We start from the raw sequence: 15361 nt of genomic DNA, 5'->3' as shown, positions 1-15361 counted from the left end.
GCCTGAAGTGAGGTGGTGAAAGTGCCGCAATCGTCCCGTCCCGCCATCCGAAGCACCTCCCGTCCGTTGCTCACCGGCCTGCTTCTCGCGGTGGCCAACGGTACCCTGCTTCCGGTCCAAGGCCGGATCAACAGTGCGCTGGGGGCAAAGCTCGACGACGGCGTGGCGGCCGCCGTCGTCAGCTTCACTACCGGGCTGGTACTGATCGCCGTGATCGGCCTTGCGCTGCCGAAAGGCCGCGCTGGTTTGCGCCGGATAGTGCCTGCCGTCAAGGAGCGCAGCTTTCCGCGGTTCTATGTGGTGGCTGGCGGGATCGGCGCCCTCTACGTGATTGCCCAATCGTTCACCATTGGCCTTCTTGGAGTCGCGTTGTTCACGGTAGCCGTGATCACAGGGCAGACCGTGAGCGGCCTGTTCGTGGACCGGCTCGGCATCGGTCCCGGCGGGAAACGCTCGATCACGGGGGTCAGGATTTTGGGAAGCATCCTGACGATCGCCGCCGTCGCCTGGGCCGTGTCGCCGCGCCTCGGGGCTGCGGCCGACGTCGGGTCCTTGCTGTTCCCGATCCTGTTGCCAGTCGTGGCGGGTTGCCTCATGAGTTTCCAACAAGCCATGAACGGGACTGCCACGATGCATTACGGCAGCCCCATCGCCGCGACGCTGGTGAATTTCGTGGCCGGAACGGTCATTCTCTGGATCGCCTGGCTCATCAAGGTGTCGTTGCTTGGTCCCGGCCACGCCCTTCCTGCTGAGTGGTGGTATTACGTGGGCGGCCCGATGGGGTGCGTCTTTATCGGCCTGGCTGCTTTGTTGGTCCGCAGCCTCGGTGTTTTGGTCACGGGGCTGGGGATGATCGCCGGGCAGCTGCTCGGATCCCTCGCGCTTGACCTGATCCTGCCGGCTCCGGGAACCTTGGTGGCTTTCCCCACGATCCTTGGCACCTTGCTGACCCTGTTCGCCATCATCGTCGCCACGCTGCCTTGGCCGAAGGGCGCGCTCTCTCCCGCCGTCCCGCCAAGCGCCATTCGGGCCAGTCCCGGAGGCAGGACAGCGGTCAAAGGCCGGTAGGCTAGGACACGCAGCTTCCTGCACAGCATTACCTTCGCGCACAACCACGGACCGCACCCAGCGGCCCTGTAGAACATTGGAGTACCCATGGCAGCAAAATCCGTCCTCGACCAGGTCATTTCCCTCTCCAAGCGGAGGGGCTTCGTGTTCCAGGCCGGTGAAATCTATGGTGGCTCCCGGTCCGCGTGGGACTACGGCCCCCTCGGTGCCGAGCTCAAGGAAAACATCAAGCGCCAGTGGTGGCAGAGCGTTGTCCGCGGCCGCGAAGACGTGGTGGGCCTGGATTCCTCCGTGATCCTGCCCCGCCAGGTATGGGAAGCCTCCGGCCACGTCGAGGTGTTCTCCGACCCCCTGGTCGAGTGCCTTTCCTGCCACAAGCGCTACCGCGCCGACCACCTCGAGGAAGAGTACGAGGAAAAGAAGGGCCGTCCCGCCGAAAACGGCCTCAAGGACATCGCCTGCGCCAACTGCGGCACCCGCGGCCAGTGGACCGAACCGCAGGAGTTCTCCGGCCTGCTCAAGACGTTCCTGGGCCCAGTGGCCAGTGAAGAAGGCCTGCACTACCTGCGCCCGGAAACCGCGCAAGGCATCTTCGTCAACTTCAGCAACGTGCTCACCACGTCCCGCAAGAAGCCGCCGTTCGGCATCGGCCAGATCGGCAAGTCCTTCCGCAACGAGATCACGCCGGGCAACTTCATCTTCCGCACCCGCGAGTTCGAACAGATGGAAATGGAATTCTTCGTCGAGCCGGGCACGGATGAGGAATGGCACCAGTACTGGATGAAAGAACGCATGTCCTGGTACACCGATCTGGGCATCCGGCCGGAGAACCTGCGTTTCTTCGAGCACCCGCAGGACAAGCTCAGCCACTACTCCAAGGGCACCACGGACATCGAGTACCGCTTCGGTTTCCAGGGCTCCGAGTGGGGCGAGCTCGAGGGCATCGCCAACCGCACCGACTTCGACCTCTCCACCCACTCGAAGGCCTCGGGCCAGGACCTCAGCTACTTCAACCAGGCCACCAACGAGCGCTACACGCCGTACGTCATTGAACCGGCCGCCGGCCTGACGCGCTCCTTCATGGCCTTCCTTGTGGACGCCTACACGGAAGACGAGGCACCCAACGCCAAGGGCGGCGTCGACGTCCGTACTGTCCTGAAGCTTGACCCGCGCCTGGCGCCGGTCAAGGCAGCCGTGCTGCCCCTGAGCCGCAACGAGGACCTGTCCCCGAAGGCCAAGGACTTGGGCACCCAGCTGCGCAAGAACTGGAACATCGACTTCGACGACGCCGGCGCCATCGGCCGCCGCTACCGTCGCCAGGACGAGATCGGTACCCCGTTCTGCATCACCGTGGACTTCGACACCCTCGATGACCAGGCCGTCACCATTCGTGAGCGCGACACCATGAGCCAGGAACGTGTGTCCCTGGACAAGGTGGAGGGCTACCTGGCCGCACGACTGATCGGCGCCTAAGCGTGTCCATCGAGTACCGCGAATGGCGTGAGGGCGACGACCTCGCGCTCCTGGAAATGTGGGGTGGGCCGGAGACCCTGCCGGCCCAGCAATTCCGCGCCGCCCTTGCGCCGTCGAGCAACGGCGGCCAGGGCCAGCCTTGGCGCCGGTGCATCGTGGCGGAAGACGTCGTTGACGGCATCGGAATTCCGGTGGCCGCGGGGGTGGTCCACGAGGCGTCCCTGCACGCGGAACGTCTCTGGGCCTACATCGAGGTTGCCAAGGACCACCGCCGGAGCGGGATCGGGGCCACGCTCCTGACCATGCTGCGGCGCGAAGCCGGGCAGTCGCCGTCGGGCGTCACCAAGCTGCGCAGCAAAGTGGAGCCCGGCACGGCCGGTGCCGCCTTCGCCGAGTGGGCAGGGCTTGCACCCATCCAGCGTTCCCGGCTTGTGGTGGTGGATCCCGAGCCGCTCAGGCTGCCTGTGTTTGGTGACGGCTCCGAAGAAGCCGCTTCCGAGCGGGTGGAGGACCTCGCCACGGGATCGGTGGAACTGAGCGACGTCGTCGGCCGGTACTACACAGCCGTGCACCACTGGGACAACCCCGGCGAGCTGGGCATCCCCACCGTGCAGCGGCTGTTCCTCGACGATCTGACAGGGGCCCACGGAGCCGTCGTGCTGCGAGCGCCCAAGGCGAGTGCCTTTGGCGCCGGCGTTCCGGCCACCCGCAAGGGCAAGCTGCAGGCCTTCGCCATCAGCTATGCCCAGGGCAGCTCGGACGAGCCCTCGGAAGTGTTCCTTGGCCACGACCCGCTTTTGCCGGATGACGAGGCGCGGGAGGCGGTCCGCGACCTGCTGGCGCTTATTGCTTACCAGCACCCCGTGCTCCTTGAAGTGGACGATTCCATGACGGCCGTGTGCGCCGTCGTCGATCCCTTGCTCGAGCTGGGCAAGGCGAAGCTGCGCGGTGCGGACACCCTGGTGGTCAGCGAATAGCTTGCGGCTGGCCCAACTGGCTCGCAGTTGTTGTCGTTTTGAGCCCTCATAACGACAACAACTGCGAGCCAGTTGGGTGAACCCTTGACGGCGCTGCTGCACTGGGTGTAGGCATGACGACGTAAGCCCCGGCCGTTGCTCTGGTGGGGTAGCGGCGGGTGGAACGAATCCGGTCTCATGAAGAGAATCGGCGGTAACACCCATGAATGGAACAGCCCTCGACGGACTCCGTGAACAGCTCCGTGGGCAACTCGTCACTCCCAGCGATCCTGACTATGACTCCGCCCGTGCCGTCTTTAACGGGATGATCGACAAGCGTCCGGCGGGAGTCGTCCGGGTGGCCCAAGTGGCGGACGTCATCGCGAGCGTGAACTTCGCCCGGGACAATTCCCTGCCATTGGCTATCCGCGGCGGCGGCCACAGCGCCCCCGGTTTCGGGACCTGGGACGATGCCCTTGTCATAGATTTCGTCAACCGTACCGGGGTCCGTGTTGACCCCGACGCCGGTACGGCCCGTGCCGAGGCGGGAACAACCTGGGCAGATTTCAACCACGCCACCCACGCCTTCGGACTCGCTAGCACTGGCGGGATTGTGGGATCCACCGGCATCGCAGGCCTGACCCTGGGTGGCGGCATCGGCTATCTTGCCCGCAAGCACGGACTGTCCTGTGACAACTTGATCTCCGCTGACGTGGTGACTGCGGACGGCAAGTTCCTGACTGCGAGCGAAACCCGGAACGAAGATCTCTTCTGGGCCTTGCGGGGAGGCGGGGGTAATTTCGGTGTGGTGACGTCGCTGGAGTACAAGCTGCACCCGGTGGACATGGTCCATGTGGGCATTGTCATCTATGGAGCTGAGAACACCGAGACGGTGGCGAAGTTCTACCGGGATTACATGGACTCCGCTCCCGAAGAGTTCGGCGCGTTCCTCGGCTTCCATCAAGGCCCGCCGGTGCCGTTCCTTCCGGAAGAATGGCACGGCAAGCCAGTGTGCGTCGTGGTCGGGATGTGGACGGGAGACATGGCCGAAGGCGAATCCCGCTGGGCGCCGTTCCTCGAAGCCGCACCCGTAGCCGGATCCCTGATCACCCCGATGCCGTACCCGGCACTCAACGTGGCATTTGACGGGCTCAATCCCAAGGGGCTGCAAGGATACTGGAAAGCCAACTTCATCAGTGAACTCAACGATGGCGTCATTGGTGCGCATGCGGAGTTCGGGTCCACGGTGACCAGCCTCAACACCGCCGTCCATGTCTACCCGATCGACGGCGCGGCGGCCCGGGTCGGAGCCCAGGACACCGCCTTCGCGAACCGCGGCATGAAGTTCGCCCCGGTGATCGCGGCACAATGGCCGGACCCCGCGGACAATGAAGCCAACATTGCCTGGGCCCGGAACTACGCGGAGGCTCTCCGTCCGCACTCTGCTGCCAGCGGCTACATCAACTTCATGGATGCGGAAGACCAGAGCAGGATCAGTGACAACTACGGGGTCAACTACGAGCGGCTGCAAGCCATCAAGGGCAAGTACGATCCAGGAAACCTCTTCCACGTGAACCAAAACATCAAACCCGCCTGAGCACTCGGGTATCAAGCGAGCCCAACTGATCCCCACCGCCACCCTCGCCTCGCAAGCTCGGCCAGGGAACCCTGGCGGCGTGGGCCCACGCATTTGTTGTCGTTCTGAGCCCTCATAACGACAACAACTGCGAGCTAGTTGGGTGGGACACAGCGCTGCCCCACGTAGGCTTGTGGGCATGAGGTTTTGCAGCTAATGGGTCACGGCCATTCACACGGACACGCGGAGCATTTCGAGCCAAGCCCGACGGCGCTCGCGTCACGCAGGCGGGCCAACTGGCTCCTCGTGGCCGTGCTGGCTCCGATCGCGGTACTCACGATCGTTGCCATGCTGGTCATGTGGCCATCGGGGAGCAAAGAGGGCATCACGTTCGCGAGCCCCTACACGGCCGCTCCCGGGGTGACGTTCGATACGGGCAAGATCCAGGCGGTTACTCAGGAAAGCTGCACGCAAGGTACGCAGGCTCCGAGTACGAACGGCACGAACCAAAGCAGCGGCGCACAGCCGCAGGGCTCCCAGTGCACCTTCGCGTCCACGCAACCGGATAACGGCGGCAGCCCGGTGAAAGTGGTCATCAACCCGGACGTGGCCAAGTCCCACGGCGTCAAAGTGGGGGACAGCATCCGCTACCTGAACCTCTCCGGTGTGCAGGGCGCAGCGGCGGGCAACGGCTCGCCGTCGTACGTTTTCCTCGACTTCGTGCGGACCGTTCCCATGGCCCTTCTGGCGATCCTGTATGCCGTGGTGGTCATTGCGGTGGCGCGCTGGCGCGGCTTCAGGGCGCTCCTCGGGCTGGCCGGAGCCTACGTGGTGATGGTGAGCTTCATGCTTCCGGGACTGGTGGAAGGCAAGCCGCCGCTGCTCGTGGCTTTGGTCGGCTCCACCGCCATCATGATGGGGGTGCTCTATTTCGCCCACGGATTCTCGGCCAAGACCTCCACCGCGTTGCTGGGTACGATCTTCGGCCTCGGCATTACGGCGCTGCTGGCGGCCTGGGCCACGGATGCGGCCAACCTGACCGGGATCGCGAGCAGCGAGGGCGCCACGCTCGTGAACATGTCGGACAAGATCTCGCTCTCCGGAATCATTCTCTGCGGTCTGATCATTTCCGGGCTCGGAGTGCTCAACGACGTGACGATCACCCAGTCCGCGGCCGTGTGGGAACTCTACGAGCTCGCACCCGAGACTGGCGCGCGAAAGCTGTTCACCTCGGCCATGAGGATCGGCCGGGACCACATCGCCTCCACGGTCTACACCATCGCCTTTGCCTACGCCGGCGCAGCCCTTCCCCTCCTGATCATCGTCATGCTCTACGACCGTCCGCTGGTCGATGCCCTGACCAGTGCCGAGTTGTCCGAGGAAGTCATCCGTACACTGGTGGGCTCCATCGGCCTGGTGCTGGCCATCCCCGTGACCACCTTGATCGCCGTGCTGGTGGTGAAGGCGACCGGTCCGAGGCGGCTCGCGGCTGCCGTCGCGGCGGATGCGGCGCCAGCTCTCGACGACGACGGGAAGGTCCGCGAGCTTGAAAACGCCGGTTCCACCGATGCCTTCGAGTCCTTCGATACTGGCGAGCTTGCCGCCGTCGTCATGACCAGGCGGGCACGCAGGGAAGCCGAGCGCCGCTAGCCTCCGATGACATTTGTCATCCCTCATTGGTGACACACGCCCGGGCGCCGGACACGGATCCCGGCTTTGATGGGTAGTGGAGCAAACCAAAGCCAAGGAGAGTCATGACAACAGCGAGTGTGCCGGCCGTCCAAGCCGCCGGACTGCACAAGAGCTTCGGGAAGGTCCACGCCGTACGCGGCCTGGACCTCACCGTGCAGCCGGGGGAGGTGGTGGCGTTCCTCGGTCCCAACGGGGCGGGCAAGACCACCACGATCGACATGATCCTCGGATTGAGCGCCCCGGACCAGGGTAGCGTCTCCATCTTCGGCCACACTCCCCGGGGAGCCATCGCCCGCGGCCAGGTGGCAGCCGTGATGCAGACCGGCGGCTTGCTGCGGGACATCAGCGTCCGCGAGACCGTGCAGCTCAACGCTGCCATGTTCGATTCCTCCCGGCCCGTGGACGAAGTCCTGGCGCGGGCGGGCATCCTGGAGATCGCCGACCGCAAGGTCGAAAAGTGTTCCGGCGGCCAGCAGCAGCGGCTGCGCTTCGCCATGGCCCTCGTCTCCGATCCCGGTTTGCTGATCCTGGACGAGCCCACCACCGGCATGGATGTGGCGGGACGACGGGACTTCTGGACCGCGATCAGGAGCGACGCCCAGCGCGGACGGACCGTCATCTTCGCCACCCATTACCTCGAAGAAGCCGACGCCTACGCGGACAGGATTGTGCTGGTCCGGCAAGGCAGCATCGTGGCGGACGGCACCGCCGCCCAGATCAAGAACCTTGCCTCGGGCCGAACCGTCAAGGCTTCGCTTCCGGCGGCTGAGCGCGGGCTCCTGGCCGGGATGCCGCCCGTCGAAAGCATGGATTACGACGGCGGCCGCCTCACCGTCCGCACGGGCGACTCGGACGCCGTCGTGCGCTTCCTGCTCAACAACACGGGCGCCCACGACGTCGAAGTGGCGGCCAACAACCTCGAGGAGGCCTTCGTCGCCCTCACCGGAGACGATGCCGCGCCGGAATCCACAAGCATCACGTTTGAAGGAGACCTCGTATGAGCGCGGCAACAGTCCTCCAGGAACGGAAACCGTCCACCGGCGGGGTCAACCGCACGTTCCTCTGGATCGAGATCAAGCGGATGCTCCGGAACCGCCGGACCATCATGTTCACGGTATTCATGCCAGCCGTCTTCTTCTTCATTTTCGGCCTCTCCAACAAGGACAAGCTCCTGCCCAACGGGCACAGCTACGGCCAGTACATCCTCATCAGCCTCACGGTCTATGCCGCGATGACCGCCGCTACGGGCGCCGGCAGCCAAGTGGCGGTGGAGCGTGCCCAAGGGTGGAGCCGCCAGCTTCGCCTCACGCCCCTCCTGCCCGGTGCGTACATCGCGGTGAAAGCCATGGCCGCCCTCACGCTGTCCCTTGTTGCCGTCGTGGCCCAGTTCGTCATCGGCGCCCTTGCAGGTGTCACCATGGATGCCCAGACCTGGCTGACCGCGGGGTTGGTCGCTTGGCTGGGTTCCCTGGTCTTCGCGGCCCTGGGCTTGTTCGTCGGATACCTTATGCCGAGCCAGAACGTCATGCAGATCCTCGGCCCGGCCCTGGCCATCCTTGCCATGCTCGGTGGACTGTTCATGCCGATCGAGATCATGGGGGAGACCTTCGGGAACATCGCCAAGTTCACGCCCGCGTACGGGATCGGGCAATTGGCCCGAAGCCCCATCACCGGCGAGTTCGACTGGGCGTGGATCGTCAACGTCCTCATCTGGCTCGCAATCTTCGTGGCCGGGGCTGCGATGGCGTTCCGCCGCGACACGAAACGTGTCTGAACAGGCCGCTAGGGTGGTCACCATGACCAGCAGCCAAGGCCGAACCTCCTTCAGGGACATGCTCGTCGGCAACATGTTCCGCGGTGCCATGTTCCGCGGTCCTGGGCCACGGGGCTGGTTCATCGGCGCGGGACTCTCCATCCTGCTCTGGGCCTGGCCAACGTGGAACATCGTGTGGTCCGTGGACGAGCCGCTGGCCTGGAAAACGGCGGCGTCGGCGTCCCTGATGGTGTTCTTCGCCGCCTACGTCTTCCTGCCACAGATCAGTTGGCGCTGGGCGTCCGGGCGGGGATCGTGTCCGTCTTCATCCTGCTGGCGCTGAACGGGGTGATGATCCTCATCATCGGACGGGAAACCTTGTGGACCTGGACGTTCCTGGCCTGCGCCATCGCCATGACGTCCCTTCCGCCGCGCGCGGATTTCTTCCTCATCGTCGGATTGGCCCTCGCTTCCTTCACCACCCAGTTGGTGACGGGCAACGGGGAGCAGGCCTTGCTCCAGGCCGGGATCATCGTGTCCCTCGGCCTCATGATGTCCGCCTTCGCGCGGCTGATCAGGCAGACCGCACGGCTCCGGGAAGCGCAGACTGAACTGGCCGATGCAGCCGTGGCGGCGGAGCGAAGCCGCGTGGCCCGGGACATGCACGACATCCTGGGGCATTCCCTGACGGTCATCGCCGTGAAGGCCGAATTGGCCGGCAGGATGCTGGACACCGTCCCCGGCGAGTACCCGGCCCGCGACCGGGCCGCCGCCGAGATCTCCGCGGTGCAGGACTTGGCCCGTGGCGCGCTCGCCGACGTCCGCGCCACGGTGGCCGGTTACCGCGGCGTCAACGTCCTGGCGGAACTCGCAGTCGCCCGGACGGCCCTGGAATCGGCAGGGATCGACGCCGAATTGCCGGGAACCGTCGAACAGGTTCCGGCGCGTCACCGGGAGCTCTTCGGCTGGGTGCTGCGCGAAGGCGTCACCAACGTTGTGCGGCACTCCGGCGCCGCGCGCTGCCGCGTCCGGTTGACGGCGTCGAGCGTTCTAGTCGAGGACGACGGCGTCGGTCCGGCCTCCGGGGGCCGCTCCGGGAATGGACTGGCCGGGATCCGTGAACGCGTGGGTGCCGCCGGGGGAACGGTCAGCATTGGCCCGAGCGACCTGGGAGGGTTCAGATTGGCGGTGGAGGTATGAGTATCCGATTGGTGATCGCAGACGACCAGGCGCTCGTGCGCGGAGCATTGGCCGCGTTGCTGGGGCTGGAGCCGGACATCGAGGTGGTCGCCGAACTGGGCGACGGGACAGGGGTGGCGGCCGCCGTCGTCGAGCACTCCGCCGACGTGGCAATGCTCGACGTCGAGATGCCTGGCCTGGACGGGATCAGCGCGGCAGCCGCCGTGCGGCGGGCCGCGCCGTCCTGCCGGGTCCTCATGGTGACCACCTTCGGGCGGCCAGGCTACCTCAAGCGCGCCATGCAGGCCGGCGCCTCCGGATTCGTCGTCAAGGACACGCCTGCCCGGCAACTGGCCGAAGCGGTACGCCGCGTACACCAAGGGCTCAGGGTGGTGGACCCGGTGCTTGCCGCGGAATCGTTGACCGCGGGAGACAGCCCTTTGACCGAACGCGAGGGGGAGGTGCTCAAGGCAGCGTCCGACGGCGGAACGGTAGCCGACATCGCGAAGTCAGCGATGCTTTCCGAAGGGACCGTCCGGAACTACCTGTCCGCCGCGATGGCCAAGACCGGCGGCCGGACGCGTGCCGAGGCCGTGCGCATCGCCGAAGACAACGGCTGGCTGCTCTAGCGGCCAGGCACGTATTCGACCGTCCCGTCGATTTGCCCCGCTTTGAGACAATGGACGGGTGACTGTAGTAGCAACGCCCCCTTCGCCCAAGCTCGAACTGCCCCCGCTGCAGCTCGGCCGGATCACGGTGGACACCCCCGTGATCCTCGCCCCGATGGCCGGAATCACCAACTCGGCCTTCCGTCGGCTGTGCCGTGAATACGGCGGCGGCCTGTATGTGGCGGAGATGGTGACCTCCCGTGCCTTAGTGGAGCGCACCCCGGAATCGTTGCGCATCATCTCCCATGACGACGATGAAAAAGTCCGTTCCGTGCAGTTGTACGGCGTGGACCCCGTCACCGTTGGCCAGGCAGTGCGCATGCTCGTCGAAGAAGACCGGGCGGACCACATCGACCTCAACTTCGGCTGCCCCGTGCCCAAGGTCACCCGGCGCGGCGGCGGATCCGCCCTCCCCTGGAAGATCGACCTTTTCACCTCGATCGTCCAGACCGCTGTCAAGGAAGCCTCCAAGGGCGACATCCCGCTGACCATCAAGATGCGCAAGGGCATTGACGAGGACCACCTCACGTACCTCGACGCCGGCCGGATCGCCCGCGATTCGGGCGTTGCCGCCGTCGCGCTCCACGGCCGCACGGCCGCTCAGTTCTACTCCGGCCAGGCCGACTGGTCCGCCATCGCACGCCTGCGCGAAGCCCTCCCGGACATTCCCGTCCTGGGCAACGGGGATATCTGGTCCGCCGAAGACGCAGTCCGCATGGTGCGCGAAACCGGGATCGACGGCGTCGTAGTGGGCCGCGGTTGCCAAGGTCGCCCGTGGCTCTTCGGCGACCTCCAAGCCGCGTTTGAGGGAAGCGACCAGCGCCACCGTCCGGGCCTGCGCGAAGTAGCCGAGGGCGTCTACCGCCACGCCGAGCTCATGATCGAAACCTTCGGCAACGACGAGTACAAGGCGCTGCGTGAGATCCGCAAGCACATGGCCTGGTACTTCAAGGGCTACGTGGTGGGAGGGGAGCTGCGTGCCAAACTGGCCACGGTACCGACGCTCGAGGTCCTGCGCGAGCTGCTGGACCAGCTGGACATGGACCTGCCGTACCCAGGCATCGATTCGGAAGGCCCGCGCGGACGCGCAGGTTCCCCCAAAAAGCCGGCGTTGCCCAAGGACTGGCTTCTCAGCCGGCAGATGGACGCGGACCAGACGCGCGATATCGCCGCAGCCGAACTCGACGTCTCAGGCGGCTAAAGCGCGGCCCGGACCGGCGCGTGCACGCGCACGGCCCGAGTCGTGGAAAACTGGCTGCATAGGCACGGGCTGAAGAGACGCCGGTGCACGGCAAGCGGAGGAGGCAGATACCCATGGGAACTGAAGCGATGTCTGCAGCACGCCCGGCCGAAAACGCAACGGGCATTCCAGGCTACGTGGAGGCCGACTCGGCACGCTGGGTCCAGGAACCCCGCAAGAATACCTACCGCTCGGACTTCGAAAGGGACCGGGCACGGGTGCTGCATTCGTCAGCGCTCCGGCGGCTCGGGGCCAAGACCCAAGTGGTGGCCCCGGATACCGATGACTTCGTGCGCACCAGACTGACGCACAGCCTTGAAGTGGCCCAGGTGGGCCGCGAATTGGGCCGCGCGCTCGGTTGCGATCCGGATGTTGTGGATACGGCGTGCCTGAGCCACGATCTTGGCCATCCGCCTTTCGGCCACAACGGGGAATCGGCGCTCAACGAGGTCGCCCATGCAATCGGTGGCTTCGAAGGCAACGCCCAGACTCTGCGCCTGCTGACCCGGCTTGAACCCAAGGTCCTTGCCGCCGACGGCCGGCCCGCGGGCCTGAACTTGACCCGCGCCAGCCTTGACGCCGCGTCCAAATACCCGTGGTCCGCCGTCGACGCCCCCGTCATCCACGGACAGCGCAGCAGCAAATTTGGTGCGTACGAGGACGATCTGCCCGTGTTTGCCTGGCTTCGTGACGGCGCACCGGGCAACCGTTCCTGCATCGAGGCCCAGGTGATGGACCTAGCCGACGATATCTCGTACTCCGTCCACGACGTCGAGGACGCCATTGTTGCCGGCCATTTCCAGCTGAAGTGGCTGGACAATCCGGACCACCGGGCCCGCGTGGTGGGCTACACCAAGCAGTGGTACTTGCCCCACAACGATCCCGCTGAAATCGATGCTGCCTTGGCCCGCCTCGAAGCCACGAGCGTGTGGGTCCGCGAAGCCGACGGCAGCCGCAAGTCGATGGCCGCGCTGAAGGACATGACCAGCCAGTTGATCGGCCGGTTCTGCCAGAGTGCCTTGGAGACCACGAGGGCGCACTTCGGACCGGACCACCTCACCCGGTACGCTGCGGAACTCATGGTCCCCGAGGAAACCGTCACCGAGATCGCGGCCATGAAGGGCCTTGCCACGACGTTCGTGATCTCCACCGACCATCGGCAGCCCGTCTATGAGCGCCAGCGCGAAGTCCTGCACGCCCTCGTCGGCGTGCTCAACGCGAGCGGAGACCGGCATCTGGAACCGATGTTCGCCGCGGACTGGCGGGACGCCCCCGACGACGGCGCCCGGCTTCGCGTTGTCATCGACCAGGTGGCGTCCCTGACGGACGCTTCGGCGCTGGCGATGTACGAACGCCTCGTGGGCAGCCTCCCCTCGCTCTGGTAGCCCGACGGCGGCCCGCGGCTGCCCGTGCGGAGCGACTAGGATGGTGACGTGGCTGGCCTGATCAAACGTGAAGATATCGACGAAGTACGCCAGCGCACCGATATCAAGGAAGTAGTGGACGGCTACGTCACCCTCAAGGGTGCCGGCTTGGGGACCTTCAAAGGCCTGTGTCCCTTCCACGACGAGCGCTCGCCGTCGTTCACTGTCCGTCCGCAAGTGGGCCGGTACCATTGCTTCGGCTGCGGCGAAGACGGCGATGCCATCTCCTTCGTCCAGAAAATGGACCACAGCTCCTTCCACGAAGCCGTGGAAAAGCTCGCAGCCCGGATCGGCTACGAGCTCCGCTATGAAGACGGCGGCACGGGTCCCAACCGCGAAGAGGTCGGCAAGCGCCAACGGCTGCTGGATGCCCACAAGATCGCCGACGAATTCTTCCGTGCCCAATTGCTCACGGCAGGGGCCGCCGAGGGCCGCAATTTCCTCCATGGCCGCGGCTTCGATCGGACCGCGGCCGAACAGTTCGGCGTCGGCTACGCGCCGCAGGGTTGGGACTCACTCCTGAAATACCTGCGCGGACGCGGATTCACGGACGCTGAGCTGAAGCTGACGGGCATGTTTTCCGAAGGCAACCGGGGCATTTACGACCGCTTCCGGGGCCGCCTCATCTGGCCCATCCGGGACATCGCCGGCGACACCATCGGCTTCGGCGCCCGCAAGCTCTACGAGGACGACCAAGGACCGAAGTACCTGAACACTCCGGAGACCGTGCTCTACAAGAAGTCCCAAGTCCTCTACGGCATCGACCTCGCCAAGCGGAACATCGCCAAGGACCGGCAACTGGTGGTGGTGGAGGGGTACACGGACGTCATGGCCTGCCACCTTGCCGGCGTCGGTACCGCTGTGGCCACGTGCGGTACGGCCTTCGGTACGGACCACATCAAGATCGCCCGCCGCTTGCTGTCCGACGACGGCACCGGGGGAGAGGTCATCTTCACCTTCGACGGCGACGCCGCCGGGCAGAAGGCCGCATTGCGCGCCTTTGAAGAAGACCAGCGTTTCGTCGCGCAGACGTACGTGGCCGTGGAACCAAGCGGAGCGGACCCCTGTGATCTTCGCCAGCTCAAGGGCGACGCGGCTGTCCGGGACCTGATCGGCACCCGTCGGCCCCTCTTTGAATTCGCTATCCGGGCCTCACTCAAACGCCACAACCTGGACACCGTGGAAGGCCGGGTCGCCGCCCTGCGGGAATCGGCCCCCGTCGTGGCGCAGATTCGTGATTCCGGTATCCGTCCCGCCTATGTCCGCGAGCTGGCAGGCTGGCTCGGCATGCCCATCGAGGAAGTCAGCCGGGCCGTGGGCTTGGCCGCCAAACGCGCTGCTTCCGGCGCGGCGGGCAATACAGGAACTGCGGGATCTGCAGGCACTCCAGGAACCCCGGGGCACGGGCAAGGCGCAGCGCCGGGCCAGTCCGGCCAGCCGGCGGCAGCACCGCCGTCGAACGCTCCCATCGCGTTCATGCGCCCGGATCCGCGGGATCCCATTGCCGCCATGGAACGGCAGGCCCTCGAAGTGGTCATCCAGAACCCGGCCGTACTGGGTGGCGAAGCTGCGCTTAGCGGCGGAGCATGGGAACGGTTTGAAGCGTCCCATTTCGTCACTCCGGCCTACTCAGCCGTGCACACCGCCATCCGGGCCGCCGGGCTGGCACACGCGGGAGACCCTGTGGCCTGGGTGGAAGGGATTCGCCAGGAGGTTCCGGAACCGCTCCAAGGCCTGGTCTCCGAGCTTGCCGTCGTCCCACTGCCGGCCAGCACGCCCGAAGCGCTTCAGCGCTATTGCCGCGACATTTTGGCCCGGCTTTTCGAGCTGCAGATCACCAGGGTCAAGGCGGACAAGATGGGCCAGTTGCAGCGACTGGACGCCTCGGCCCAGCCGGAGGAGTTCCAGCGCCTCAACCGGGAACTCATGCAGCTGGAAATGCAGCGCCGCGCGCTCCGCATGGACAGCTGAGGGCCGCCCTGGCGCCGATTTCGTTTCCCGGCAGCCCTTTGTTAGGCTTGTACACGCTTCATTCCTCCGTAGCTCAATTGGCAGAGCATTCGACTGTTAATCGAAGGGTTACTGGTTCAAGTCCAGTCGGAGGAGCGCTACTCAAAAATCCCCGTCCTCAGTAGAGGGCGGGGATTTTTGGCGTCTGTGCCTCACCTGTTGGTGAGGGTGATGTCGTCGAGGTACATCCAGGTGTCGTCGGCGGGGCTGGAGCCGTCGAGGTGGACGTTGTACCAGAGGGTGATGGTTTGGCCTTTGTAGGCGGTGAGGTCGGCGGTGAGCTGGGTCCAGGTGCCGTTGTTGTTGCAGAGTTTGAAGAGGC

General features: G+C 65.6%; 13 protein-coding genes and 1 tRNA gene. All 14 read left to right on the top strand.

Going from position 1 to position 15361, the window contains the following annotated elements; genetic code table 11:
- Positions 1 to 12 precede the first annotated feature (12 nt).
- Positions 13 to 1068, top strand: coding sequence for a DMT family transporter (locus AC1DJB_RS17140; RefSeq protein ID WP_441433473.1), 1056 nt, complete (start codon positions 13 to 15; stop codon positions 1066 to 1068).
- A gap of 87 nt (positions 1069 to 1155) precedes the next feature.
- Complete coding sequence (locus AC1DJB_RS17135) at positions 1156 to 2541, top strand: glycine--tRNA ligase (protein ID WP_059387867.1); 1386 nt, start codon at positions 1156 to 1158, stop codon at positions 2539 to 2541.
- Between the two features lie 2 nt (positions 2542 to 2543).
- Complete coding sequence (locus AC1DJB_RS17130) at positions 2544 to 3518, top strand: GNAT family N-acetyltransferase (RefSeq protein ID WP_441433472.1); 975 nt, start codon at positions 2544 to 2546, stop codon at positions 3516 to 3518.
- Positions 3519 to 3720: 202 nt separating this feature from the next.
- A complete protein-coding gene (locus AC1DJB_RS17125) occupies positions 3721 to 5094 on the top strand; it encodes an FAD-binding oxidoreductase (RefSeq protein ID WP_441433471.1) in 1374 nt (457 codons plus the stop codon).
- A gap of 195 nt (positions 5095 to 5289) precedes the next feature.
- Entirely contained in the window at positions 5290 to 6723 is a 1434-nt protein-coding gene (locus tag AC1DJB_RS17120; RefSeq protein ID WP_307052579.1) for a YibE/F family protein, read from the top strand.
- Positions 6724 to 6827: 104 nt separating this feature from the next.
- On the top strand, positions 6828 to 7766 hold the full coding sequence (locus AC1DJB_RS17115) for an ABC transporter ATP-binding protein (protein WP_307052578.1): 939 nt from the start codon (positions 6828 to 6830) through the stop codon (positions 7764 to 7766).
- Positions 7763 to 8539, top strand: a complete 777-nt coding sequence (locus tag AC1DJB_RS17110) for an ABC transporter permease (RefSeq protein ID WP_307052577.1) — start codon at positions 7763 to 7765, stop codon at positions 8537 to 8539. The genes AC1DJB_RS17115 and AC1DJB_RS17110 overlap by 4 nt, the downstream gene beginning before the upstream one ends.
- Before the next feature lie 22 nt (positions 8540 to 8561).
- On the top strand, positions 8562 to 8861 hold the full coding sequence (locus AC1DJB_RS17105) for a hypothetical protein (protein ID WP_476910588.1): 300 nt from the start codon (positions 8562 to 8564) through the stop codon (positions 8859 to 8861).
- Positions 8834 to 9718: a sensor histidine kinase gene (locus AC1DJB_RS17100; RefSeq protein ID WP_476910587.1), complete on the top strand. Its 885-nt coding sequence runs from the start codon at positions 8834 to 8836 to the stop codon at positions 9716 to 9718. The genes AC1DJB_RS17105 and AC1DJB_RS17100 overlap by 28 nt, the downstream gene beginning before the upstream one ends.
- Positions 9715 to 10326: a response regulator transcription factor gene (locus AC1DJB_RS17095; RefSeq protein WP_234750748.1), complete on the top strand. Its 612-nt coding sequence runs from the start codon at positions 9715 to 9717 to the stop codon at positions 10324 to 10326. The genes AC1DJB_RS17100 and AC1DJB_RS17095 overlap by 4 nt, the downstream gene beginning before the upstream one ends.
- A gap of 58 nt (positions 10327 to 10384) precedes the next feature.
- Positions 10385 to 11566 carry a tRNA dihydrouridine synthase DusB gene (gene dusB, locus AC1DJB_RS17090; protein ID WP_284989739.1) on the top strand — a complete coding sequence of 394 codons (1182 nt, stop codon included), beginning with the start codon at positions 10385 to 10387 and terminating at the stop codon, positions 11564 to 11566.
- Positions 11567 to 11679: 113 nt separating this feature from the next.
- The gene (locus tag AC1DJB_RS17085; RefSeq protein WP_441433469.1) at positions 11680 to 12990 is read left to right on the top strand and encodes a deoxyguanosinetriphosphate triphosphohydrolase; all 1311 of its coding nucleotides are present in this window, start codon (positions 11680 to 11682) and stop codon (positions 12988 to 12990) included.
- 48 nt (positions 12991 to 13038) lie between these two features.
- The gene (dnaG, locus tag AC1DJB_RS17080; protein ID WP_441433468.1) at positions 13039 to 15000 is read left to right on the top strand and encodes a DNA primase; all 1962 of its coding nucleotides are present in this window, start codon (positions 13039 to 13041) and stop codon (positions 14998 to 15000) included.
- A 62-nt stretch (positions 15001 to 15062) separates the two neighbouring features.
- Positions 15063 to 15135 (top strand) — tRNA-Asn (locus tag AC1DJB_RS17075).
- Positions 15136 to 15361: the final 226 nt, after the last annotated feature.

The sequence above is a fragment of the Arthrobacter sp. 01T428 genome (genome assembly GCF_056398685.1).
This window is presented reverse-complemented; position numbering and strand designations above follow the sequence as displayed.

Bases quoted from the DNA above. Each gene is read 5' to 3' on its own strand.
- AC1DJB_RS17135 (WP_059387867.1), top strand. From the start codon at position 1,156: ATGGCAGCAAAATCCGTCCTCGACCAGGTCATTTCCCTCTCCAAGCGG.
- AC1DJB_RS17125 (WP_441433471.1), top strand. From the start codon at position 3,721: ATGAATGGAACAGCCCTCGACGGACTCCGTGAACAGCTCCGTGGGCAA.
- AC1DJB_RS17120 (WP_307052579.1), top strand. From the start codon at position 5,290: ATGGGTCACGGCCATTCACACGGACACGCGGAGCATTTCGAGCCAAGC.
- AC1DJB_RS17115 (WP_307052578.1), top strand. From the start codon at position 6,828: ATGACAACAGCGAGTGTGCCGGCCGTCCAAGCCGCCGGACTGCACAAG.
- AC1DJB_RS17110 (WP_307052577.1), top strand. From the start codon at position 7,763: ATGAGCGCGGCAACAGTCCTCCAGGAACGGAAACCGTCCACCGGCGGG.
- AC1DJB_RS17105 (WP_476910588.1), top strand. From the start codon at position 8,562: ATGACCAGCAGCCAAGGCCGAACCTCCTTCAGGGACATGCTCGTCGGC.
- AC1DJB_RS17095 (WP_234750748.1), top strand. From the start codon at position 9,715: ATGAGTATCCGATTGGTGATCGCAGACGACCAGGCGCTCGTGCGCGGA.
- AC1DJB_RS17085 (WP_441433469.1), top strand. From the start codon at position 11,680: ATGGGAACTGAAGCGATGTCTGCAGCACGCCCGGCCGAAAACGCAACG.